Origin of the sequence: Corynebacterium sp. HMSC074C04, assembly GCF_001838295.1 — a bacterium.
Lineage (GTDB): Bacteria > Actinomycetota > Actinomycetes > Mycobacteriales > Mycobacteriaceae > Corynebacterium > Corynebacterium amycolatum.
Genome location: NZ_KV836272.1, coordinates 497,584 through 520,659 on the forward strand (window position 1 = coordinate 497,584; position 23,076 = coordinate 520,659).

16 protein-coding genes are annotated in these 23,076 nt (G+C 58.1%); 5 read left to right on the plus strand and 11 right to left on the minus strand.

Annotated elements, in window-relative coordinates; translation table 11 throughout:
• Nucleotides 1-96: 96 nt before the first annotated feature.
• Nucleotides 97-2,463 (plus strand): glycogen/starch/alpha-glucan phosphorylase, encoded by a 2,367-nt coding sequence (locus HMPREF3011_RS06580; protein ID WP_070841305.1) that lies wholly within the window; start codon nt 97-99, stop codon nt 2,461-2,463.
• Here HMPREF3011_RS06580 and ligA read toward each other — a convergent pair.
• The gene (gene ligA / locus HMPREF3011_RS06585; protein ID WP_141745475.1) at nt 2,460-4,580 is read right to left on the minus strand and encodes an NAD-dependent DNA ligase LigA; all 2,121 of its coding nucleotides are present in this window, start codon (nt 4,578-4,580) and stop codon (nt 2,460-2,462) included. The genes HMPREF3011_RS06580 and ligA overlap by 4 nt on opposite strands.
• Before the next feature lie 95 nt (nt 4,581-4,675).
• Between ligA and HMPREF3011_RS06590 the strand changes: the two genes are divergently transcribed.
• Nucleotides 4,676-5,356 (plus strand): 3'-5' exonuclease, encoded by a 681-nt coding sequence (locus HMPREF3011_RS06590; protein ID WP_038628522.1) that lies wholly within the window; start codon nt 4,676-4,678, stop codon nt 5,354-5,356.
• A gap of 49 nt (nt 5,357-5,405) precedes the next feature.
• On the opposite strand, the gene HMPREF3011_RS06595 is transcribed toward HMPREF3011_RS06590, so the two are convergent.
• Nucleotides 5,406-7,616: an MMPL family transporter gene (locus HMPREF3011_RS06595; RefSeq protein WP_224792295.1), complete on the minus strand. Its 2,211-nt coding sequence runs from the start codon at nt 7,614-7,616 to the stop codon at nt 5,406-5,408.
• 183 nt (nt 7,617-7,799) lie between these two features.
• On the opposite strand from HMPREF3011_RS06595, the gene HMPREF3011_RS06600 reads away from it, so the two are divergent.
• Nucleotides 7,800-8,486 carry a TetR/AcrR family transcriptional regulator gene (locus HMPREF3011_RS06600; protein WP_052155599.1) on the plus strand — a complete coding sequence of 229 codons (687 nt, stop codon included), beginning with the start codon at nt 7,800-7,802 and terminating at the stop codon, nt 8,484-8,486.
• Here HMPREF3011_RS06600 and HMPREF3011_RS06605 read toward each other — a convergent pair.
• The 8 genes from HMPREF3011_RS06605 to HMPREF3011_RS06640 all read right to left on the minus strand — a co-directional run bounded on the left by HMPREF3011_RS06605 (nt 8,419) and on the right by HMPREF3011_RS06640 (nt 17,167).
• Nucleotides 8,419-9,459, minus strand: a complete 1,041-nt coding sequence (locus HMPREF3011_RS06605) for a uroporphyrinogen decarboxylase/cobalamine-independent methonine synthase family protein (RefSeq protein WP_038628519.1) — start codon at nt 9,457-9,459, stop codon at nt 8,419-8,421. The two genes, HMPREF3011_RS06600 and HMPREF3011_RS06605, sit on opposite strands and share 68 nt — an antisense overlap.
• 27 nt (nt 9,460-9,486) lie before the next feature.
• Nucleotides 9,487-10,608 (minus strand): tRNA 2-thiouridine(34) synthase MnmA, encoded by a 1,122-nt coding sequence (gene mnmA / locus HMPREF3011_RS06610; RefSeq protein ID WP_038628517.1) that lies wholly within the window; start codon nt 10,606-10,608, stop codon nt 9,487-9,489.
• Between the two features lie 129 nt (nt 10,609-10,737).
• Entirely contained in the window at nt 10,738-11,934 is a 1,197-nt protein-coding gene (locus HMPREF3011_RS06615; RefSeq protein ID WP_081914012.1) for a cysteine desulfurase family protein, read from the minus strand.
• Between the two features lie 189 nt (nt 11,935-12,123).
• Nucleotides 12,124-13,068 carry an electron transfer flavoprotein subunit alpha/FixB family protein gene (locus HMPREF3011_RS06620; protein ID WP_070841306.1) on the minus strand — a complete coding sequence of 315 codons (945 nt, stop codon included), beginning with the start codon at nt 13,066-13,068 and terminating at the stop codon, nt 12,124-12,126.
• Between the two features lie 54 nt (nt 13,069-13,122).
• Nucleotides 13,123-13,908 (minus strand): electron transfer flavoprotein subunit beta/FixA family protein, encoded by a 786-nt coding sequence (locus tag HMPREF3011_RS06625; protein WP_049194091.1) that lies wholly within the window; start codon nt 13,906-13,908, stop codon nt 13,123-13,125.
• A gap of 337 nt (nt 13,909-14,245) precedes the next feature.
• The gene (locus tag HMPREF3011_RS06630) at nt 14,246-15,430 is read right to left on the minus strand and encodes a THUMP-like domain-containing protein (RefSeq protein WP_070841307.1); all 1,185 of its coding nucleotides are present in this window, start codon (nt 15,428-15,430) and stop codon (nt 14,246-14,248) included.
• Between the two features lie 54 nt (nt 15,431-15,484).
• Nucleotides 15,485-16,324, minus strand: coding sequence for an NUDIX hydrolase (locus HMPREF3011_RS06635; protein ID WP_016422468.1), 840 nt, complete (start codon nt 16,322-16,324; stop codon nt 15,485-15,487).
• A gap of 6 nt (nt 16,325-16,330) precedes the next feature.
• Complete coding sequence (locus tag HMPREF3011_RS06640) at nt 16,331-17,167, minus strand: ABC transporter ATP-binding protein (protein ID WP_048735276.1); 837 nt, start codon at nt 17,165-17,167, stop codon at nt 16,331-16,333.
• 140 nt (nt 17,168-17,307) lie between these two features.
• Between HMPREF3011_RS06640 and HMPREF3011_RS06645 the strand changes: the two genes are divergently transcribed.
• Together HMPREF3011_RS06645 and glgB are read left to right on the plus strand one after the other, a co-directional pair.
• Complete coding sequence (locus HMPREF3011_RS06645; protein ID WP_049172064.1) at nt 17,308-19,338, plus strand: alpha-1,4-glucan--maltose-1-phosphate maltosyltransferase; 2,031 nt, start codon at nt 17,308-17,310, stop codon at nt 19,336-19,338.
• Between the two features lie 180 nt (nt 19,339-19,518).
• Nucleotides 19,519-21,714 carry a 1,4-alpha-glucan branching protein GlgB gene (gene glgB / locus HMPREF3011_RS06650; protein WP_070841308.1) on the plus strand — a complete coding sequence of 732 codons (2,196 nt, stop codon included), beginning with the start codon at nt 19,519-19,521 and terminating at the stop codon, nt 21,712-21,714.
• A gap of 128 nt (nt 21,715-21,842) precedes the next feature.
• On the opposite strand, the gene HMPREF3011_RS06655 is transcribed toward glgB, so the two are convergent.
• Complete coding sequence (locus HMPREF3011_RS06655) at nt 21,843-23,015, minus strand: serine hydrolase (RefSeq protein ID WP_070841309.1); 1,173 nt, start codon at nt 23,013-23,015, stop codon at nt 21,843-21,845.
• Nucleotides 23,016-23,076: the final 61 nt, after the last annotated feature.

The following is a 23,076-nucleotide window of genomic DNA, read 5'->3' on the forward strand; positions in this document are numbered from 1 at the left end:
AAGCTCTTACCCTATGGCTCCTCCCCTATGGAGCGCAGTGATTCACGCTTAGCGGTAAAGTCTGGAAATGATACCAGTCAATAAGGAGCTTCTTTGATGTCGAACTTGAGTGACCTCGTCGGATCCCACGTTCGTGCCGAATCCGGCCGTGTCCCCCAGTCGTCCACTGAGATGGAATTCTGGTCCGGTCTGTCACGGGTTGTTGTCGATGACCTAGCGGACAACTGGCAGCGCACCACGGAGGCATACGCTGCTACCCGCCAGCAGCACTACTTCTCCGCCGAGTTCCTCATGGGTCGCGCCCTGCTGAACAACCTGCTCAATGCAGGCCTGGTGGATGAGGCCTCCGCTGCGGTGGAAAAGTACGGCAAGAATCTGACAGACGTGCTCGAGGCCGAACACGACGCCGCTCTCGGTAACGGTGGCCTGGGTCGTCTGGCCGCCTGCTTCCTGGATTCCTGTGCCACGCAGAATCTGCCGGTGACCGGTTATGGCATCCTCTACCGCTACGGTCTGTTCAAGCAGAGCTTTGAAAACGGCTTCCAGGATGAGCACCCGGATCCGTGGATGGAAGAGGGCTACCCCTTCGTCATTCGTCGCGAGGAACTGTCCAAGATTGTCACCTTTGATGACCTGGTCGTGCGCGCTGTTCCATATGACATGCCAATTACCGGCTACGGCACCGATAACGTCGGCACGCTGCGCCTGTGGCACTCGGAGCCAATGCGTGAGTTCGACTATGACGCCTTCAACTCGCAGCGTTTCACCGACGCCATTGTCGAACGGGAGCGCGTCCATGACCTGTGCCGCGTGCTCTACCCGAATGACTCGACCTATGACGGCAAGGTGCTGCGCGTTCGCCAGCAGTACTTCTTCGTCTCGGCTTCGCTGCAGACAATGATTGATTCTTACATCGAGAATCACGGCGAGGACCTGCGCGATTTCCACAAGTACAACTCCATTCAGCTCAATGACACCCACCCGGTGCTCGCGATCCCAGAGCTGATGCGTCTACTCCTGGATGAGCACGATATGAGCTGGGACGACGCCTGGAACGTCGTTTCCAACACCTTCGCCTACACCAACCACACCGTTCTGGCAGAAGCGTTGGAGACCTGGGAATACTCCATTTTTGACCGTCTCTTCGGTCGCGTTCTGGAGATCACCCGTGAGATCGACCGCCGCTTCCGCGAAGACCTGGCGGGGCGCGGCTTCGACCAGGGCAAGATTGACTACATGGCGCCGATTTCCCACGGCCGCATCCACATGGCGTGGATCGCCTGCTACGCTGCGTACTCCATCAACGGTGTGGCTGCCCTGCACACGGAAATCATTAAGCGCGAAACGTTGAAGGACTGGCACGATATCTGGCCGGAGCGCTTCAACAACAAGACCAACGGAGTCACCCCGCGCCGCTGGCTCAACCAGTGCAACCCGCGCCTGTCGGCGCTGCTGACTCGCCTGTCGGGTTCGGATGCCTGGGTCACCGACCTGGACAAGCTCGCTGAGCTCGAAAAGTTTGCTGACGACGAGGCCGTGTTGCGTGAGATTCTCGACATCAAGCACGAGAACAAGAGGGACTTCGCCACCTGGCTGGAGCACCGCCAGGGTATTTCGGTGAACCCGGACGCCATCTTCGATACCCAGATTAAGCGTCTGCACGAGTACAAGCGCCAGCTTCTCAACGCGCTCTACATCCTGGATCTCTACTACCGCATCAAGGAAGACCCAGCGCTGGACGTGCCACCGCGCGTGTTCATCTTCGGTGCCAAGGCCGCCCCAGGCTACGTTCGCGCGAAGGCCATCATTAAGTTCATCAACGCTATCGCGGACAAGATCAACAACGATCCGGACATGGACGGTCGTCTGCAGGTCGCCTTCGTTGAAAACTACAACGTCACCCCGGCAGAGCACATCATCCCAGCCACCGACGTCTCCGAGCAGATTTCCACTGCCGGTAAGGAAGCTTCGGGTACCTCGAACATGAAGTTCATGATGAATGGCGCACTGACGCTGGGCACCATGGACGGTGCAAACGTCGAAATCGTCGACGCCGCCGGCGAAGAGAACGCCTACATCTTCGGTGCGCTGGAAGAGGAACTGCCGGAGCTGCGCCGCACCTACAGCCCACGTGGCACTTACGAAACGGTGCCGGGGCTCAAGCGCGCTGTCGATTCGCTTGTCGACGGCACTTTTGATGACGGTGGCAGCGGAATGTTCCACGACCTGCACTTCTCGCTGCTAGAGTCCAACGGGTACGAGCCGGCCGACGTTTACTACGTCCTCGGCGACTTCGCTGACTACCGCGAAACCCGTGACCGCATGGCCGAGGACTACCGCGACGAGCTGGCGTGGGCCAAGAAGTGCTTCCTGAACATCATCCGTTCGGGCCGCTTCTCCTCCGACCGCACCATCCGCGATTACGCCAACGAGGTCTGGAAGCTAGAAGAGACCAAGATTTAGGCCTGACCAGTTTCCAGCAACCGCTTGAACCCATCCTCATCGAGGATGGGCAAGCCCAGTTCCTCGGCCTTTGTGGCCTTGGAGCCGGCGTTTTCGCCAACCACCACGTAGTCGGTCTTCTTCGACACCGACCCCGCGGCCTTACCACCACGGGAGATAATGGCTTCCTTCGCGCTATCGCGTGTGAAGTCCTCCAAAGAGCCGGTGACTACCACGGTCAATCCCTCTAGCACCTGATCTGGGCGATCGGTGACCTCATCGGCCATGCGCACACCCGCAGCTTCCCAGCGCTCAACAACCTCGCGGTGCCAGTCCACCTCAAACCAATCGGCTACGGAATCGCCAATAATCTCACCGATCCCGTCAATCGCCGAAATCTCCTCACGGCTCGCAGCCCGCAGCGCCTCCATCGAGCCGAACTTCTGCGCCAAGGTCCGCGCTACCGTCGGGCCCACATGGCGAATAGACAGACTGACCAATACACGCCACAGCTCTTTATCCTTGGCTGCCTCAATATTGGCCAGCAGCTTCTTACCATTGGCATTCAGCGTTTTGCGCGAAGCCGTGGTGTAGACCTCAGTGCCGAGCAAATCTTCCTCGGTGAGGTCGAAGAGCAGGGACTCGTCGTCAAGCACGCCGCGATGAATCAAGTCGGCAGCACCCCTCTCCCCCAGGTTTTCAATATCAAACCCGGAGCGAGAGGCGAGGAATTCAATACGACGACGCAGCTGACCTGGGCAGTAACGGGTATTGGGGCAACGCCAATCGGCATCGCTGTCCTTTGCCGGAGCCAAACGAGTACCGCACTCGGGGCACAGAGTCGGGTAAATGTACTTTCGCTCGCTGCCATCTCGGAGATCGGCCACGGGACCGAGCACCTCTGGAATCACGTCACCGGCCTTGCGGATGGTCACGCGGTCCCCGATGAGCACTCCCTTTCGGTGCACTTCAGAAGGGTTGTGTAGCGTCGCCATCTCGACCGTCGATCCCGCCACAAAGACTGGCTTCATGACGGCATATGGCGTCGCACGACCAGTTCGTCCGATGGAGACTCGAATGTCCAGCAGGTCCGTCGTGACCTCTTCTGGCGGGTACTTATACGCAATCGCCCAGCGTGGCGCCCGCGAGGTCGCGCCCAGCGCGCGCTGCTCGGAAAGGGAGTCAACCTTGACCACAAGCCCATCCATCTCGTGGATAGCATCGTGGCGGTGCTCTCCCCAGTACTGCATCTGCTTGACGACGTCGTCCGCGGAATGAACCTGCTTTGTATACGGCGACACGTGGAAGCCCCACTCGTCCAAAGCCCGATAGGCCTCGTGTTGGGACTGCGGACGCCATCCCTCGATATGGCCAATTCCATGGCAAATCATGGACAAACGGCGCTTTGCCACTTCTGCAACGTCCTTTTGTCGCAGTGAACCCGCAGCTGCGTTACGCGGGTTCGCGAACGGCTTCTGGCCTGCGTCGACGCGGTCGGCATTGATGCGTTCGAACTCTTCCAACGAGATAAAGACTTCACCACGTACCTCGAGCACGTCGGGGATGTTCTCGCCGCTGATTTCATGCGGAATATCTTCGATGGTGCGCGCATTAGCGGTGACGTTCTCCCCCACGCGGCCGTCTCCGCGGGTGGCCGCCCGGACAAGGCGACCTTTCTCATAGACCAGGTCAATTGACAGGCCATCGATCTTCAGCTCAGTCAGGTATGTGCTGGCCGGAGTGCGGGCCAACCAGTCGCGCAGTTCCTGCTCATCGAAAACATTATCCAAGCTGTAGAGGCGTTCGAGATGCTCAACGGGCTCGAACACTTCGCCGTCGGCAGGCGCTTCGACCTGCGCACCGACCTGCTGCGTGGGGCTGTCCGGCACCACCAGATCGGGCCACTGCTCCTCTAAGTGCTGCAATTGACGGAACATCTCGTCGTACTCAGCATCGGAGATAACCGGCTGTGCGGTGTAGTACAGCGCAGCGTTTTCACGAATGCGAGTAGCTAGATCTTGCCAATTCTCCCGGACGTCCGCCGGCGCTGGTTCGGAGGCGGGGGCGCTGGAAAACGAAGACAAATCGGAGGTTGACAGGTCGGAGTTCTCATCGGTCGAGGAAGTCACGTCGCTCATTCTATGTCATTGCCCGGATGCGCCGGTCGAACTGAAATTCTCTTGACCCGTTCCTGTCACGTCAGTGAATCCGTGCTCTCCGCTACAGTTGAGACATGCATAATTTCGATCCGCGACGCATGCTCGCGTTTGATCTGGAGACTACCGGCACGGACCCCCGTACCTGCAAAATCGTCACTTCCGCATTGGTCCGGCTGACGGAGCAGGGCAAAGATTCCACCATCATGCTCGCCGATCCCGGTGTCGAAATTCCGCAAGCTGCGTCTGATGTGCACGGCATCACCACTGAAAAAGCTCGCGCGGAGGGGCGTCCGCATGATGAAGTTTTGGCGGATACCATTGCGGGTCTTCGAGCTGCCTGGCGCGATGGTCTGACTGTAGTGGCCTACAACGCGGCCTATGATTTGACCGTACTTCGCTCGCAAGACCCCAGTTTTACTGTTGACGGGCTCGTGGTCGATCCTTTTGTGCTGGACAATTACTTCGATCCTGATCGCCGTGAAAAGCGCACTCTAACTGATGTCTCCCGCCACTATCAGGTGCGGCTAGACGGGGCACATGATGCCACCGAGGATGCTCTCGCCGCCGCGCGCATCGCGTGGGTGATGGCGCGTCACTACCGTGAATTGACCGAAAAATCGGGAGACGAACTCATGGAGCTGCAAGCTGTCGCGTACTACCAGTACAAGAAGAACCTGCAGCGTTGGCTGGCAGACAAAGGCCGCGACGTATCTAACTTCACTTTCGGGTGGCCGACCGACGTTACTGACGCTTAAGGTCGGCTCACCGTACTTGCACACGGAAGGGCTGGTTAGCCACTGCCCACTAGTGTTCGGCTGACACTATTTCTGCCCGCGGCTGTTCCTTTGATTCGGCGAGCAACTTGCTCGGCTTTGTTGGCCACAGTGCATTGTCACCAATCAGGCGGACAATGGCCGGGACAATGAAGGGGCGGACCACGAAGGTATCCAGCAAAATACCAAGTGCCAGGCCCAAACCGAACTGGTAGAGCTCACGGATTGGCTGAGTCATCAGCACTGCGAAGGTAGCTGCCAGAATCAGACCTGCCGATGAAACCACGCCGCCAGTTCGGGCAACGGCAATCTTCATTGCCGCACGCATATCGTGGTGCTTCAGCTCCTGCCGCAGCCTACTCATCACAAAGATGGTGTAGTCCACCCCCAGTGCAATCAAGAACACCAGAATGTAGGAAGTCACGCGGTTACCAATGCCCTCATCTCCCTGAATATTCAGTGCAATTAGGACGGTTACCCCCATCGTGGCGACGAACGACAGCAACAGTGTCGCTGCCAAGTACAGCGGCGCTAGTAGGGATTTGAGTAGCACTGCCAACACAATTGCCACGATGACAATCATCACTGGCACCAGCATCTTGATATCGCGATCGAGCTCAGCGCGGACGTCGCTAAGCTCAGCGGTTTCGCCCGTGGCAGTCACTGTCGTGTCTGCGGAAGCACCAGCCGTCTTCAGTGCATCGCGCACATCATTGCTGATGGGTTCCAGAGCTTCCATGGATTCTATGATGTATGGATCCTGATTGAGCACAACAGTCATGTGTGCCGTCTCACCGTCATCGGTGACATCACGGGCAGTGACACTAATTCGGGCGATATCCGCAGAATCCTTCTTTGCCACCTCTTCAGCGGCCTGCTGCAGCTGCGGCAAGTCGAGATTCTTCCCTTCGATAAGCAAGGTAGTCGGGGCAATTTCGCCCGCACCAATATCGCGGGCCGCAAGCTCCTGCCCCGCCGCCGAGTCGGTATCCACGCGGAAGCCAGTGAGGAAGTTGAAAGACTCCTTGTAATTCAAGACCCCCAGCGACATCACAATCAGCAGTGCCAGGCCTGCGGCTAGAACAGCCTTTGGCTTCTTGTCGACGGTATTGGCGACCTTCGTCCACATCTTCGAGTCGACTCGCTGGAGTGCCTTGTCATATCCGCCCGGCCAGAATGCAGCCTTGCCCACCGCAATGAACAACGCCGGCAGGAACACGGCAGCAACGATGGCCATTGAAGCGACACCGATAGCGAGATACGGGCCGAAGCCTTGCAACGCGGGCGACTTGGTGAATAGCAGCGCCATCATTGCCAGGATGATGGTGCCTGCGGAGCTAGCGAGAACCTCGCCAGTACGCCCCATTGCATCCACCATTGCAGCATTACGGTCCAGCTCTTGCCCCTTTTCTCGCTGGGTAGCCAGTGCTTCACGGTAGCGGGCATTGATAATCACCGCATAGTCAGTACCGACACCGAAGAGCAACACTGTCATAATCGATGCGGTCTGCGAGCTGATCTCAATGGCACCGGTATCTGCGAGCAACGCGCCGACGCTTTGTACCAGCTGCATTGCAACACCAACGGCCAACAACGGCAGGACCGCGAGTACTGGCGAACGATAAACTAGTAGCAAAATAACTAGCACCAAAAGAATGGTTCCGAGCATGAGCACCCGGTCACCAGAGGAAAAGACCTTCACGGTATCGGTGACGATGCCCGCTGGGCCGGTGAGGTGAGTTTCCACGTTGCCGGATTTGTCAGCATTATCTGCAATGGCGGCGATATCCTCGCGCAGTGCATCAATGTCATCGCGGTAGGACTTCTCAGTAGCATCGCCCACCGTGGGGACAACGATGGTTACGGTCTTTCCATCCTCGCTGCGGGTTCCTTCCGGTGAACCCGGGATACACTTGCCTTCACGAAGCACCTGGCTTCCCAAGCTGGTACACACGGGGCTAATCGGCGCCCGAGTAAAACCCCCGTCCCGCTCAGCTAAATCAGCGAGAACGTCGTGCGCGGCTTTCTCAGTGGTCTTTGCCGAGTCTGAGGTCAACACTACGACGGCAGGCAGAAGATTTGGCTCGGTGGGAAATGCCTCACGGAGACGCTTCTTCGCTTCCATTGACTGCGCAGTTTCCGACGGACCGTCGCCGGAATTCGTCTTTACGTCCTCCACAGAGGGCGCTACTGCTGACAGAAGCCCCACTACCAGCAACGACACGACGATGGTGAGCCACATGCGTCGTTTAGTGCCAAATAAAGCGGCGTTGAATCGCCGATACATGACGCGGGTGTCCTTTCTAGGTGATTATCTGCATTTTCTTGTGGATTGTCTCCAGTTCCTGAGATTATGAGAACACCGTGACTTATAAAATCAGAGAAACGAACGCTCCATTTCTTCTCAGAATCCGAGGATTTCGCCATGCCTAGAATTTCTGCGGCCACCGTTGTCGAACACCGTCGACAAGTCAATGAAAAGCTGATGGATGCCGCTAGCAGCCTGCTCGCAAAACAAACACTTAGCGACATCGAGGCACCCCTTAAGGTGGGTGAGATTGCAAAGGAAGCCGGAATTGCTCGGTCCAGTTTTTATCGCTACTACAACACTGTCGATGATCTGGTCGCAGCGTTGGTCCTACGCGACTTCCCCGAATGGAAAGCCACCGTCGGCACTTCCGTGAAAGAGGCAAAGGACCCTATTTCCGCAGCTCGCGCATTTGTCCGCGCCAACATCAGTATGGCCAGCGACTCAAAGCACGCGTGGCGCACCGCTGTCTTTTCCTACCACTTTCACCAAGATGCACAGCGCGAAATCGGTGCGATTCACTCGGAACTGCATGACATTCTCGTCGTGGCAATCACTAAGCTCGACAGCCTCGCCGAATCTCAGGGCTATCTCGTCGCACGCACAATCCAAAACATTGTCAACTCCGCCGTCACTGCCGTAGAGGCACTTTCGCTTAACGACGAACAGTTGGATACCTACATTGCGTGGCATGAAGAAGCTGTGGAAGCGATATTGGTCTCCGCTACCGCGCAGGCTACAAATCCCCCGCAGCGCGACGCATCAACTCAGCTGTCTCCCGACCCGCACGAAGCTGAGCAATAGTTTCATCAACGTCGCTGTGCGCAAACCCTGACACTGGGGCAATGGAGAGTTTGCTTGCGCGGTTCTGGTGGGAATACCCCAATTCCTCCCACAACCGTGCAGCCTGCTCAGCTACTCCACGCGGAGAGCTACCGATAGCTGCTCCGGTAAACTCTTCCCGCTCCGCTACATGCACGGGCACGATGCCAAGCTGCAGCTCTATTCCCTTATCGACCGCCGCAGCAACAAAGTCCAGGTTTGCATTCGTCGAGAGTTCAGTATGCGGAATCCACAGCCCGGTAACACCGGAGTCTGCAATTGCGCTGAGCTCCACACCCTCAATTTTCTCCACGGCGATTGCGGTCTCGATTCCATCGTTAAGCAATTCGGACGTGAGACGGCGGTACTCTTCGGCGATCTCACGCGATCCGACAGCTGGAAGGTAGCCGTTGATACCAAGCATCATTGAAGGGGCGCGTACTGTCCCGCTGGCAACTGCACTGAGCATCGGCTCAACGAGAAGGACTTCCACGGCGCAATCAAAGCGACGTCGCACATCGGCAGCCTGGTCGATGAGGCCAGCAGCCAGAGATTCGGCGAAGTAGGAAACTGCACCAGGGTCTGTTGCCACTAACCTGCCACCGGCAGTTTCCACGGAAGCTGCCATAGTCCAGGGGCCAGCTGCTACCAGGCGAACCAGCTGAGGCGCCGTTTCCCACAGTTCTTCGCAGGCATCAATGTCTCGAGCGAGGAAATCACGGGCCCGGGATTGAAGCCGGCCGACTCTGTCAGCTATCTTCCAGCTGCGCGCTCCCCTATCCACGTTCAGGTCGGCCATGAGTACAGCCGTGCGGCCAATCAAATCAGCACCGAGGCCGCGCGCAGGAAGTAGCGGCAGCGCTACATGTCCGTCCAAGCATTCACCTATAATGATCTCTGCTGCTGCACGGGGATCGATACCCGGCATGGGGCCTAAGCCGACAAAAGATGTCACGGAAAACGCGCTCTCCTGAATGAGGAATTAACAAGTAGCAATAATCGTGCCAGAACCGAGCACATAGTCTCCGGCCGGATCAGCGTGATACAGCACCGCCGCCTGGCCTGGAGCGATACCGCGAAGCGGCTCGGAGAGCTTTAGCTCAAAAGCACCACCTCGGCCGGTGAGTGCATCCTCTGGACCTGCCTTAACGTCGACAGTGCAGTCCACAGGCTGACCGTGGGCACGTACCTGCACCTGTAGTTTCCCTGCATCTGCCGCTGCCACAACCTCCGAAGGCTCAACCAACCAAATAGCTCGGTCCGCCTGCAGCACATTGACCTTCAGATCTTCGGCAGTGCCAATGGTCACCGTTGCGGTATCCGCATCGATTCCAGTGACATAGCGTGGCTTGCCGTCAGCCATAGGCCCGGGCAGGCCAATGCCTTTGCGCTGGCCGATGGTGAACCCATAAACACCATCGTGCTCAGCGACGGTATCGCCGCTCTCCTTATCAACGATAAGGCCCGGCCGACGCCCAATTTTAGCGCCCAGAAAAGCCTGGGTATTCCCATCCGGAATGAAACAAATATCGTAAGAATCTGGCTTATTTGCCGTGCCCAGCCCCATATCGCGCGCTTCTTCGCGGATCTCGGGCTTTTCAGTATCGCCGACCGGGAAAAGGGAGTGGTTGAGTTGCTCACGGTCGAGCACTCCAAGGACGTAGGACTGATCCTTTTTCATATCGCGGCCACGGCGCAACAGACCATCGTCGCCAAGCAAAGCGTAGTGACCAGTCACCACCGCGTCGAAGCCGAGCGCCAGACCGCGTTCCAACAGGGCTGCGAACTTAATCCGTTCGTTGCAGCGCAGGCAGGGGTTGGGGGTTTCGCCACGTTCGTATGAGTCGTAGAAGTCGTCCATGACCTCTTCTTTGAAGCGCTCGGAGAAGTCCCATACATAGAACGGAATCCCCAATTCGTCGCATACCCGTCGCGCGTCGCCGGAGTCTTCCAGTGAACAGCAACCCCGGGAGCCAGCGCGAACGGACTGCGGATCCTTCGACAGGGCTAAGTGCACACCCACAACCTCGTGTCCTGCTGCCAATGCGCGAGCAGCTGCCACCGAAGAATCGACGCCACCACTCATAGCCGCCAAAACACGCATAGTGAATCCTTTCTGTGATTTGTACACCTAGTTTTGCCACCGTTGGAAAGCTCGTGTCACCGTACCATCGTTGAGCGGACCTGTAGTGATCCGCCGTAGTGACCCCGCGCCCGTGAGACCAAACAACTACTACGCCATGCCGGCCTTGCGTGCTCGCATCACTGTTTCGGACAGTGCTGCGATAACGGCATCGACATCGTCCTGCGTCGAGGTCCACCCCAGCGTAAAGCGGATGGCAGAACGCGCCTCGGACTCACTCACGCCCATGGCTGAGAGCACATGAGAAGGACGATTAACGCCTGCACTACATGCCGAACCGGTCGAGCAATCGATACCAGCAGCGTCGAAAAGCATAATGAGGCTATCTGCTTCTGCACCGGGAAAACTGACATATACGTGACCAGCTAATGCCGGCTGAGTTGTGTGCACGATTGCACCGTCAATGCCGGCAATCGCATGAGTCAGCTGTTCAGTGAGATTCTTGACCCGGTCATGTTCGGCTTGCATGTCAGAGACCGCCGCGCGCAAACCGGCCGCCATCCCCGCTGCCGATGCAACATCCTGGGTACCGGAACGCAATCCGCGCTCCTGGCCACCACCGTTGTTGTGGGGACATAGCGTTATATCCCGGCGCACTAATAACGCTCCGATGCCGCGGGGTCCGCCAAACTTATGGGCTGAGATTGCCATCGTCGCGGCACCCGAAGAATGAAAATCGATAGGCACATGACCAGCGGCCTGCACAGCGTCAATGTGGAAAGGAACCCGCGCTTTTCTAGCGAGCGCTGAAATCTCACTAATCGGTTGTACAGCCCCTGTTTCATTGTTGGCCCACATACAAGTCACCAGTGCAGTGGAGTTTCTGTCCAGCGTGGGAAAGGCTTGTAAATCCACCCTTCCCGTAGAGTCCACCGGGGCTGGGACAATCCGCGCCCAGTGTTCCTTCTCCAAATGACGACAGGTCTTCAACACTGCGTCGTGTTCAATTGGGGGAACCACAATGTCTGAACCTGTCGCCTTGAAGTACAAGCCGGAAACTGCCAGATTGTCAGCCTCCGTGCCCCCAGAGGTAAAAACTACCTCAATAGGGTCGGCACCAAGCAGCTCCGCTATTTCTTCGCGCGACTCCTCCAGAACTTTCTTAGCAACGCGAGCGGTAGTGTACTGCCCCGATGGGTTGGTCAAACCCAAGTTATCGACCATTGCCGTGCGTGCTTCTGGGCGCAGTGGTGTGGTGGCGGCATGATCCACAAAGTGGCGCGTCTTCGCAGAAGAATTCACGCCACTCTTTTTACGCGGAGCGGCAACATTGCGGTCATTAGACATGCAGGCAGTATAACGCCGGGCACGCCTAAAACTCACTACGCACCATCACCGAGGTCCTCTCACCACATCGGGTGAGATCAGTGGCGAATAAAAACCGTCCCATACAAAAACGCTCGGGGCGGGAACAGACGTGGAAATCTGTGCCCACCCCGAGCGGGTAGTTGCTAGCAGCCTTACGGCAAGTGCGTATTACTTCAGGTTCTCGATAGCCTGCGGGACAACGTCGAACAGGTCACCGACGACACCGAAGTCAGCAATCTCAAACAGCGGAGCCTCTTCGTCCTTGTTGACCACGACGATGGTCTTGGAGGTCTGCATACCGGCCTTGTGCTGAATTGCACCGGAGATACCCAGAGCAAGGTAGAGGTCCGGGGAAACGGTCTTACCGGTCTGGCCGACCTGGAACTGGCCCGGGTAGTAGCCAGCGTCAACAGCGGCACGGGAAGCACCAACAGCTGCGCCGAGAACGTCTGCCAGCGGCTCAACAACGTTCTTGAAGCCATCCTCGGATGCGACACCGCGGCCACCGGAAACAACCAGCTTAGCCTCGGTCAGCTCCGGACGGTCGCCGCCCTCAGCCGGTGCGAAGGAAACGATCTCGACAGCGTTGTTGCCGATCTCTGGGAATGCAATCTCGGTAACGTCAGCGGAACCGGACTTCTCCTCCGGGTCAACGGAGCCCGGACGCAGAGCGTAGACCGGGGATGCGCCGTAGCCGACACCGTCGACGATGTACTCGCCACCGAAGATGGAGAACTTAACGGAAGCGTCATCGTTGATAGCAACAACGTCGGACAGCAGACCGGAACCGGTCAGCGCAGCGACGCGGCCAGCGATTTCCTTGCCGGTTGCGGAAGCGGAAACCAGCACCGGAACCTCACGCTCGGAGGCCAGGCCGACGAGAACGTCAACCTCAGGGGTGATCAGGTACTTGTCGGCATCGTCGGACTCAGCAGCGAGAATCTCGCCGGCGCCGTAGGAGGCCAGGGTGTCTGCGAAGCCAGCAGCGGTACCCGGGGTACCCACGACAACTGCGGCCGGGGTGCCGAATGCGGAAGCAGCGGTCAGCAGTTCAGCGGTGGTGTTCTTCAGCTCGCCATTTGCGTGCTCGACGAGAACGAGGACGTCGGTCATAGTGATCTTTCTCCTACTTGTATCTCTATTTGTCTTCTATTCGCGTCAAGCGCCTTAGATGAACTTCTGGGCCTTGAGGTACTCGGCCAGCTTGGCGCCGCCGTCTCCCTCATCGTTAATGCGCTCACCAGCGGTCTTAGCCGGCTTCGGAGTGGAGCCAGTGACACCGGTAGCAGCGTTTTCGAGACCAACCTGCTCTGCCTCAGCAGCAACATCGTCCAGAGTCAGCTCGGTGACCGGCTTCTTCTTAGCGGCCATGATTCCCTTGAAGGATGCGAAGCGCGGGCTGTTAGCCTTCTCAGTGACGGAAACGACTGCCGGCAGGGATGCCTTGAGCTGGTAGATGCCGTCTTCGACCTCGCGCTCACCGGTGATGGAGTCACCGTCGATAGCGACGGAACGCAGGTGAGTCAGAACCGGGAGGTCGCGGTAGACACCGAGGATAGCCGGGACGGAAGCGGTGCCACCGTCGGTGGAGGCGTTACCGGTGACGATGAGGTCAACATCTTCGAGGGTGTCAATGACGTTGGACAGAGCCCATGCGGTCTGAACAGCGTCGGAACCTTCAAGTGCGTCGTCCGAAAGAATGACGGCGTCGTCTGCGCCCATGGACAGAGCCTTGCGCAGTGCCTCGATGGCACGATCCGGGCCAACAGTTGCGACGGTAACGTTTCCGCCGTGCTCTTCCTTCAGCTGCAGGGCAGCCTCAACAGCGTTCTCATTAATTTCGTCGAGAACTGCGTCTGCAGACTCACGATCGAGGACAAACTTGTCATCGGTGAGCTTACGCTCGGACCAGGTGTCCGGAACCTGCTTGACCAGAACCACGATGTTCGGCATTTTTCTGTCGTCCTTACTGGTTGATTACTGGTGAACGTTTATCTGACCTTACTTCGCAAGCCGCCTCACAATAAAGTGAACCAGGCCACGCTCTAGGTCGTCTGTGTTGAAGATAACAGAACCTATCGCCAATGCGAAGGTGATCCAGATAACAATGTCGTTATTTTTTTAAATTTTTTTCTACACCACGAGCACAGCCTGCCCGCCAACATGCCATTTCCGCATGTCAGACGTTAATAGTACGCAATCAACTGCAGCTGTCTCCGCAGTATTCGCCGACAGCAAACACCGATCCCCAACGGGCTACCCCCACCAGTTTTCCGTCGTAAAGCGGTCCTTAACCGATCTCTCGAGGCTCACAGATAAACGCCGTCGCGCTCCGTCCGATGCGCGTGACAACCACCGCCAATGCCCTGGAGCCCTTAAGCTTCCACTGCTTGCGCAACGCGTCGGGGTTGACGTCTACGCCGCGCACGAGAATCTCCACCGATCCGCAATCCAACGCTGCCAGTGCCTTGCGAACCTGCTTCAACCCCACTTGCTCAATAACTTCGAACCCGGCAATCCCCTGCGGCAAAACATCGCCACTGACGTGCGCAATCCGCTCATCGAGCTGCCAGAGCCCATGCGCCGCCGCAAAATGCCGCACCAGCCCGGCGCGCACAATCGCCCCATCCGGATCAATGATGTACCGGCCGGCAGCGCGCACATCGACGTCGTCAGGCATGGTGTCGTCGTATGTCTGCACGTCCACCGCCGACAACTCTAACGGCCTGTGCTTATCGACGGTCTGGATAACCATCGCCGATCGCGTTACGGATTGCCCATCGGTAACTCCGGCCAGCCCCGGCGTATATAGACATGCCTCCTTGACCGCACCGTCCACCGAAGTGACAGCCACTTCCCCGCTCCACTCGCTGAAGTCGAGGCCTGGCGCGCATTTGATAGCTAGTTCTTTGTCGGGCCAGGCAGCTATGAGCGCCGGCAGCGATGGGAGCAAGTCCTCCGGGTTGGTGATTCTACGCCCACCGGAGCGGCGGGCAGGGTCAGCGACAATGACAGGTGCGTCAAAGGCCGGTTGCAAAGCATCGGCCTGCGCGAAGATGTTCTTGCCGACGTTATGCCGCGCCATGGCCAACCGTGCAAGGTCGAGATCAGACCCGACGACGGTCAGGCCCTCGTGGTCAATTGCTGCCACTTCAGTACCAATGGAGCAGGTCACATCGGCCACTGCTTCGACACCGAGATCCGCAAGCCTACGGGCGCGAGCCATCGCGACGACAAAGGGCGTGGCCTGTTGCGCTGCTTCGGAAGAGAAGATCCAGTCCCCTGGCAGTTTGCTGACCGCCGAACGCCGAGCTGCCGCAACTTCAATGACCGCGCGACCAAACTCGCCACAGTGCCCGCGTAGATGCGCGGAGTCTGCAATCAGAGACTTTTTAGTGAGCGCGAGCTGGTCGGCCTCATCTAGCCACTCCGGGTGAGCAGCAACAGCGGCCACCTCTGCAGCGGACAGGGACACTCGTTATCTCCTTCCAACTAGGGATCAGCCGGTTAACGGGGGTTGAGTAGTCGGCTAACGGTTCATACGTTTGCGCAAATGCCCCATGTGGGTGGCAACGGCAAAGTACTCATCCATAAAAGGTTCCCCGAGGAAGTCACTACTGGTGCGTCGCACCGGAGTGTTTCTGGCCGCCTCGAGAGCCTCGGCCACAGTACTGACGCCGTCCAAGCGAGTTAGTTGCGCCCAGGTCGGAGGCATGAGGCCAAGTAGCCCACGGCGCCATCCATCCAAAATCGTAGTCGGTCGGAACCAACCTGAAGATGATGCCTCAGAGGTGTCACCGTCGGCCCTTTGACCGTCGGGAAGCGCGGCGAGGAAGAAATAGGTGTCGTAGCGAATGGGGTTGGATTCGGGTGTCACCCAGTTAGCCCAAGGACTGACGAGTTCGGCATCGAGCGCCAGATTTTCATTGCTAAGGAAATCCGTCAATGACAACTCGTGGGCTTCCAACTGTCGTCGCTGACGGTGGAAGCGGTGACCATCTGCGACAATCTCACCGCCAGCATCGCGAACCAACAGAGTGCCTGTTTCCTCAAAGGTCTCACGCACGGCCGCGCAGGTGAGCGCGTGCGCCCGCGCGCAGTCGACGTTAAAAGCCTGCGCGATCCGCGACTCAGGGTCGGCTTCCGACGGCTCGGTCACGGCCATGACCTCATTCGCGACAGCGGGGAAATCACGCTGGTCTACTCCACCGCCGGGGAACACGGTCATGTTGGCCGCAAAGCGCATTGAGGATACGCGTTCTTGAACGTAGACCTCGAGCCCGCAGTGGGTGTCGCGGAGCAGCAACACAGTCGCAGCCAGTTTCGGAGACGCGGGGGTATTCGGGGTTTCAGGTGTCGGAACCGCCATGAGCGTCTACTTCTTCCGGTGCTTTCCAGCAGGCCGTGCCCGGCGCGCAAAGTAGCGATCATCGATGCGATCGACGACGATTTCCTGGTGGAAAGCCTTGGTCAGGTTCTCACTGGTCAGGACGTCGTCAATAAGCCCCTGTGCGATGACATTGCCTTCGTCGAGGAGCATCGCATGGGTGAAGCCGTACGGAATTTCTTCCGGGTGGTGCGTAATCATCACCATCGCCGGCGCATCCGGGTCGAGTGCGAGTTCGCCTAAGTAACCGACGAGGTCCTCGCGACCGCCGAGGTCGAGTCCGGCTCCCGGCTCGTCGAGAAGCAGCAATTCGGGGTTGACCATCATGGCTCGTGCGATGAGTACGCGCTTGCGCTCTCCCTCACTGAGAGTGCCCCAGGTGCGGTCTGCAAGATGCTCAGCACCCATGCGCTCGAGAATCTCGGAGAGCTGTTCGAAATCCATCTCTTCATAGGTCTCACGCCAGCGCCCCAGGACGGAGTAACTGGCGGAAATAACAAGGTCCGCGACCTTTTCGTCATTGGGAATGCGGTGAGCAATCGACGATGATGTCAAACCAATCATGGTGCGCAGATCACGCATGTCGGTGCGCCCAATCTGCTCGCCCATCACATGGGCCACCCCTGAAGACGGGAACTCCTCCGCTGCAGCAATGCGCATCAAAGAAGTTTTGCCTGCACCGTTCGGCCCCATGATGACCCAGCGTTCGTCAAGTTCTACTTGCCAATCGACCGGCCCGACCAGCGTACGGCCACCACGGATGAGGTTTACGTCGCGAAAGTCGAGTAGCAAATCTTCGTTAAAGTCTTCTTCCAATTCAGCCACACATCCATGGTGCCCTAACTTTGCCCAAATGTGCGCTTGGACATTCTCATCTATCCTCGGTAGAGAGCAAATCGAGTTCACTCGAGATGGTTTTGCTTCGATTTTCACCTAGCTCGCCGACAATTAGGAGAACGTCTTTTATGACTGGTCGAATCGGTATTGATGACATCCGTCCTCAAATCAACGGTGGTGCAACTCCATCGAAGGCCGTAGTGGGTGAAGTCGTCCCAACCTTTGCCGTCATTTGGCGAGAAGGCCACGACGCGATGAACGCCACGCTCAACGTCAAGGGGCCGAAGGAATCAGCTTTTGCTTCCCGCTCACAGCGCATCCCAATGCACTTTTCTGACCATGATCCAAATCAGGTCAATGCCACCTTCGTCCCAGATGTTCCCGGGCTGTGGACCATTCGCATTGATGCCTGGTCCGACCCGATGGCAACGTGGCGCAACGCTATCACCAAGAAGTTCGAGGCCGGTCAGAGCGAAGCTGAACTCGCTAATGATCTAGAAATTGGCGCCGCTCTCTTCGACCGCGCCGCCGCTGGTGCCGCTGCTATCCACCGCAACCACCTACGCTCCATCGCCGCAGGTCTGCGCGGCGACGGCGATCTTCGCGCCCGCATTGCAGCCGCGCTTTCCGACGAGACCCGCGCCATTTTGCAGGCGCACCCGGTGCGCGACCTTTTGACCCGCGGAAAGACCCGCAAGATCAAGGTTGACCGCCGCGAAGCCCTGTACTCCTCTTGGTATGAGTTCTTCCCTCGTTCCAACGGTGGTTACGGCGAAAATGGCGAGCTGCTGCACGGCACATTCAAGACTGCGGTTGCACAGCTTGATCGCGCTCAGCGCATGGGCTTCGACACGGTCTATCTGCCCCCGATTCACCCAATCGGTGAAATCAATCGCAAGGGTCGCAACAACACCCTGACCCCGGAACCGGGCGATGTCGGATCTCCGTGGGCTATCGGCTCCGCAGAAGGTGGCCACGACGCCATCCACCCGAGCCTCGGTGACGAAAAGGACTTCAAGGAATTCATCAAGGCTGCTAAGGAGCGCGACCTCGAGGTCGCTATCGACCTAGCGCTCCAGTGTGCACCGGACCACCCCTGGGCTAAGGCTCACCCGGAGTGGTTCACCGTGCTGCCGGACGGCACCATTGCCTACGCCGAGAATCCGCCGAAGAAGTACCAGGACATCTACCCGCTGAATTTCGACAACGATGCCAAGGGCCTGTACGCAGAGGTTCTGCGTGTAGTGAAGTTTTGGGTCAAGCGTGGAGTCAAGGTCTTCCGCGTGGATAACCCCCACACCAAGCCGGGCAACTTCTGGGAATGGCTGATTGAAACCGTTCACGAAACCAACCCGGAGGTCATCTTCCTCGCCGAGGCCTTCACCGCCCCAGCCCGTCTCTACGGTCTGGCCAAGGCTGGCTTCACTCAGTCCTACATCTACTTCCCGTGGAAGACTACGAAGGAAGAGCTGACCGAATTCGGCGAGGAGATTACCCGCCATGCGGACATCGCTCGCCCATCCCTATGGGTCAATACCCCAGATATTCTGCATGACTTCCTGGTCAAGGGCGGCCGTGGAGCCTTCGCCATCCGCGCCGCGCTGGCTTCCACCCTATCTCCGCTGTGGGGCATGTACTCCGGCTTCGAGCTGTTTGAAAACGTTCCGGTCAAGGAGGGCTCCGAGGAGTACCTCGACAGCGAGAAGTACCAGCTCCGCAGCCGCGATTACGACCAGGCACTGGCCACCGGCAACTCGCTGGAGCCGTTCATTGCCACGCTGAACAAGATTCGCCGCGAGCACCCGGCTCTGCAGCAGCTGCGCAACCTGCACTTCCACGACATCGACAATGACAACCTGCTGGCTTACTCGAAGCTCGATCCGGTCACCGGCGATGCCATCCTCGTTGTTCTCAACCTCGATCCGTGGAATGCCCAGGAAGCTACCGTGCACCTCGACATGGATCGCATTGGGCTCCGCAACCACGACCGCATGGATGTCACTGACCTGATTACCGGCAACCAGTTCAACTGGGGCAAGGACAACTACGTCCGCCTGGCACCGTGGGAAAACGTCGCGCACATCATCAAGCTGCCGGAAATCGATGTCAAGCTCCGCCACAAGTTGGCTTGGCGCGACGTCCCCGACTACGAGGGCTAGAACGCTTGCTGGGAACTTTCGGGGTTAGTGGGCCGCTGACCTGACCACTGTCGCAACGATTCGTCGTTAGGCTGGCGGGTGAGTTAGCAGCCCACTGTCCCCTACCTCCCTCTATTTCTTTAGAACTGAACTCAACAACTTCACATTCACCTACCTAGAAACGCTTCGGAAGGACCTTCCATGGGAGCCCACACAGATCCCCGCCTCGCAATTGATTCCGGCGATATGGATCGCCTGCGCTACTGCACCCATCACGATCCGCACAGCATCTACGGCGCACACGTCGTGGACGGTGACACGGTTATTCGCACGAGGGTCTTCGGCGCTCAGGCAGTTACTGTCGTCAGCACGCGCGGCGAGTTTGAAGCGGAGAACCTGGGCGACGGTTTCTTCACCGCCCTCGTCCCAGGCGGCGATGACTTCGACTACCGCCTGCGCATTACGTGGGACTCCGGCGAAACCGTAGAGCGTGCCGACGGCTACCGTTTCCTCCCCACTATTGGCGCTGGTGACCTGCACCTAATCGGCGAAGGACGTCATGAGGAACTGTGGAAGGTTCTCGGTGCTCACCTTCGCAGTTACGACACAGAGCTGGGTACGGTCGAAGGCACCTCGTTTACGGTCTGGGCTCCGAACGCACGTGGCGTAGCCGTGGTCGGTGACTTCTGTATGTGGAACGGCGCGCAGTACCCAATGCGCTCTATGGGTGGTGCAGGTATCTGGGAGCTGTTCATCCCGGGTGTGGGTGAGGGCGAAGTCTACAAGTTCGCCATCACGACACCGGAGGGACAGCGCCGCGATAAGGCCGACCCGATGGCGCGTGCTGCTGAGCTCCCACCGGCTACCGGGTCGATTGTCGCGACCTCCGACTACACCTGGGGTGACCAAGCGTGGATGGAAAAGCGCGCCAACACAGACTGGACCGAAGAGCCCATCTCTATCTACGAGGTCCACTTGGGTTCCTGGAAGCAGGGCCTGAGCTACGAAGTTATGGCGGAGAAGCTGGTGCGCTACGTGGTCGACATGGGCTACACCCACGTGGAGTTCATGCCAGTATGTGAGCACCCGTTCACCGGTTCCTGGGGTTATCAGGTTTCCGGCTACTACGCTCCGACCAGTCGCTTCGGCACCCCAGACCAGTTTCGCGGTCTAGTTGATGCCTTCCACGCCGCTGGCATCGGTGTCATCATGGACTGGGTTCCGGGGCACTTCCCGAAGGACGAGTTCGCACTTGCCCGCTTCGATGGCACGGCTTGCTACGAGCACCCGGACTGGCGTCGCGGCGAGCAGCGCGACTGGGGCACCTACGTTTTCGACTTCGGCCGCAACGAGGTACGCAACTTCCTCTACGCCAACGCACTGTACTGGGCAGAAGAGTTCCACATCGACGGTCTGCGCGTCGACGCAGTGGCTTCCATGCTGTACCTGGACTACTCCCGCAATGAAGGCGAGTGGCTGCCGAACCAGTACGGTGGCCGTGAAAACCTCGATGCTGTTCAGTTCCTGCAGGAATTCAACGCCACTGTACACAAGCACAACCCGGGCTTCCTCACCGTGGCCGAAGAATCCACTTCTTGGCCGGGAGTGACCGCACCTACCGAACACGGTGGCTTGGGCTTCTCTATGAAGTGGAACATGGGCTGGATGAATGACACGCTGGAGTACTTCAGCAAGGAGCCGATTTACCGCTCCTACCACCACCATGAGCTCACTTTCGCTATGGTCTACGCCTACTCGGAAGAGTTCATTCTGCCGATTAGCCACGACGAGGTCGTGCACGGCAAGGGCTCGCTGTGGGAGCGCATGCCGGGCAGCGATTGGGATAAGGCCGCAGGCCTACGTACTTTCCTGACCTTCATGTGGGCGCACCCGGGCAAGCAGCTTCTATTCCAGGGTCAGGATCTTGGCCAGAACCACGAGTGGAACCACGATGAGTCCGTGGCTTGGGACAACCTCGAAGGTTGGAGCGGCGAATTCCACCGCGGCATTCAGCTGCTGGTTAAGGACATCAACGCCATCTACAAGGAAAACCCAGCGTTCTACACCCAGGATGACCGCCCAGAGGGCTTCCAGTGGATTAACGCGGATGATTCCACAAACAATGTTGTGTCCTTTGTCCGTTACGGCACCGATGGCTCGGTCGTCGCCTGCGTCTATAACCTGTCGGGAACCACGCAGGAAATCTACAAGATTGGCGTACCGCGCGGTGGCCAATGGACGGAGATTCTGAACACAAACGCATCGCGTTACGAGGGCTCCGGCTACGGTGAAAACGGTACTGTGACCGCGGTCGAGCACGGTTGGAACGGCCAGGCTCACTCGATTGATTTGGTGCTGCCGGCCAACACCGCCGTTTGGCTGAAGTGGCAGGGCTAGTCCCGAATCCAGCCAAACAAAAGACAATCACATAGGAATTGCCCGTGCTGCACGGTTTTCAGTGATCTGAGTTTCAGCCTGAAAACCTGACTCACGGGCAATTTTGTTTTGGGGAGCGTATCCAGGTCCTATCCACGGAACGGATTGAACCAGTCAGGTTCCAAAGATTCGTTGTAATTCGCAGAATCTGAATCATCGATGTACCCGGATCCATCCATGCTGTCGGTTCCGATACGATCAGGAATGCCGTCGCCATCCTCATCCGCGCTCCACGTCGCAGCCTGCTTAGCAGTCAGTGGCTTGCCATCCTTACCAAGGCGATTGTAATCCGGCAGAAGCTGGGCTATTTGGGAACCCAGCTGGCCGAGCAGGCCGTCGGTAAGCTCATTGAGCGGCACCTCATCAAAGCGCGTCGTAATGGCGTAAGCGATGGGGCCGGCTGCGGTGTACAAAATACCGTGGTCATTAACGCCCTCGGCAGTGTCACCGGTCTTCTGGACTGCGGAGCCGACGTACATCACAAACTTCTGCGAACCACCGTAAGTGAGGGAGGTCAATGCAGTTTGTGCCGTGTCCTTGGTAATGAAGTTGTGCTTTGAGGTGCCATCGGCCACTTCCTGGAGACGTGCCATGAACAGCGCAGCTTGAGAGGGAGTAAACCAGGACCGATCACCGCTGGGATTGGGGATGTTGAACTTGTTGCCCAGGTGGTAGCGCTTGTCATCAACACCGGCTTCCTTGATGGTTTTGTTGACCTCGTCGAAACCACCGACAGCGTCAATCAACCCATTCGCCGCGGTGTTGTCCGAATACCGCATCACGTACTGCAACAGCCCGTCGAGCGTGTATTGGCCAGGGCCAATCACGCTTCCGCCAACACCATTGTCCCAATCGACCGTCACCGTCTTGTCTAGGTCATCGCCGAATTTCTTCAGCGCAGTAACCACTAACGGAGCCTTGATGGTCGATGCGGAGTACTCCTTCGTATCCTCGCCTACCGACGCCGTGAGCCCTTTGTATGGACCGTCAATGACACGCAAATAGGCGCCCAATTCGATGCCATAGTTGTCGGAGAAATTCTTAGCTGCGGTATCGAGGGCGTCCTGGGCATCAGACCAGGCGACTTCCTCGGAAGCATCCCAACCGTTATCTGGAGCTTTTGGCTTTGCGGCAGCAGTGGTGGCCTTGGCCCCGGTGGCGTTTGAGCCATCGATGGTGCATCCCACCAACAGAGTCGAGGCCGAAAGCGCAACAAGGACCGAGGCGGAAGTAGCGCGAAGGACTTTGGGGCGAAGTCGCATGCAAAACTCCTGGCTGCAGAAAACTGAAGACCAAAGGCACCTAGCGCAGTATGAACTGTCT

Bases quoted from the DNA above. Each gene is read 5' to 3' on its own strand.
- HMPREF3011_RS06580 (WP_070841305.1), top strand. From the start codon at position 97: ATGTCGAACTTGAGTGACCTCGTCGGATCCCACGTTCGTGCCGAATCC.
- ligA (WP_141745475.1), bottom strand. From the start codon at position 4,580: ATGAGCGACGTGACTTCCTCGACCGATGAGAACTCCGACCTGTCAACC.
- HMPREF3011_RS06590 (WP_038628522.1), top strand. From the start codon at position 4,676: ATGCATAATTTCGATCCGCGACGCATGCTCGCGTTTGATCTGGAGACT.
- HMPREF3011_RS06595 (WP_224792295.1), bottom strand. From the start codon at position 7,616: ATGTGGCTCACCATCGTCGTGTCGTTGCTGGTAGTGGGGCTTCTGTCA.
- HMPREF3011_RS06600 (WP_052155599.1), top strand. From the start codon at position 7,800: ATGCCTAGAATTTCTGCGGCCACCGTTGTCGAACACCGTCGACAAGTC.
- mnmA (WP_038628517.1), bottom strand. From the start codon at position 10,608: ATGCGTGTTTTGGCGGCTATGAGTGGTGGCGTCGATTCTTCGGTGGCA.
- HMPREF3011_RS06615 (WP_081914012.1), bottom strand. From the start codon at position 11,934: ATGTCTAATGACCGCAATGTTGCCGCTCCGCGTAAAAAGAGTGGCGTG.
- HMPREF3011_RS06620 (WP_070841306.1), bottom strand. From the start codon at position 13,068: ATGACCGACGTCCTCGTTCTCGTCGAGCACGCAAATGGCGAGCTGAAG.
- HMPREF3011_RS06625 (WP_049194091.1), bottom strand. From the start codon at position 13,908: ATGCCGAACATCGTGGTTCTGGTCAAGCAGGTTCCGGACACCTGGTCC.
- HMPREF3011_RS06635 (WP_016422468.1), bottom strand. From the start codon at position 16,324: ATGGCGGTTCCGACACCTGAAACCCCGAATACCCCCGCGTCTCCGAAA.
- HMPREF3011_RS06645 (WP_049172064.1), top strand. From the start codon at position 17,308: ATGACTGGTCGAATCGGTATTGATGACATCCGTCCTCAAATCAACGGT.
- glgB (WP_070841308.1), top strand. From the start codon at position 19,519: ATGGGAGCCCACACAGATCCCCGCCTCGCAATTGATTCCGGCGATATG.
- HMPREF3011_RS06655 (WP_070841309.1), bottom strand. From the start codon at position 23,015: ATGCGACTTCGCCCCAAAGTCCTTCGCGCTACTTCCGCCTCGGTCCTT.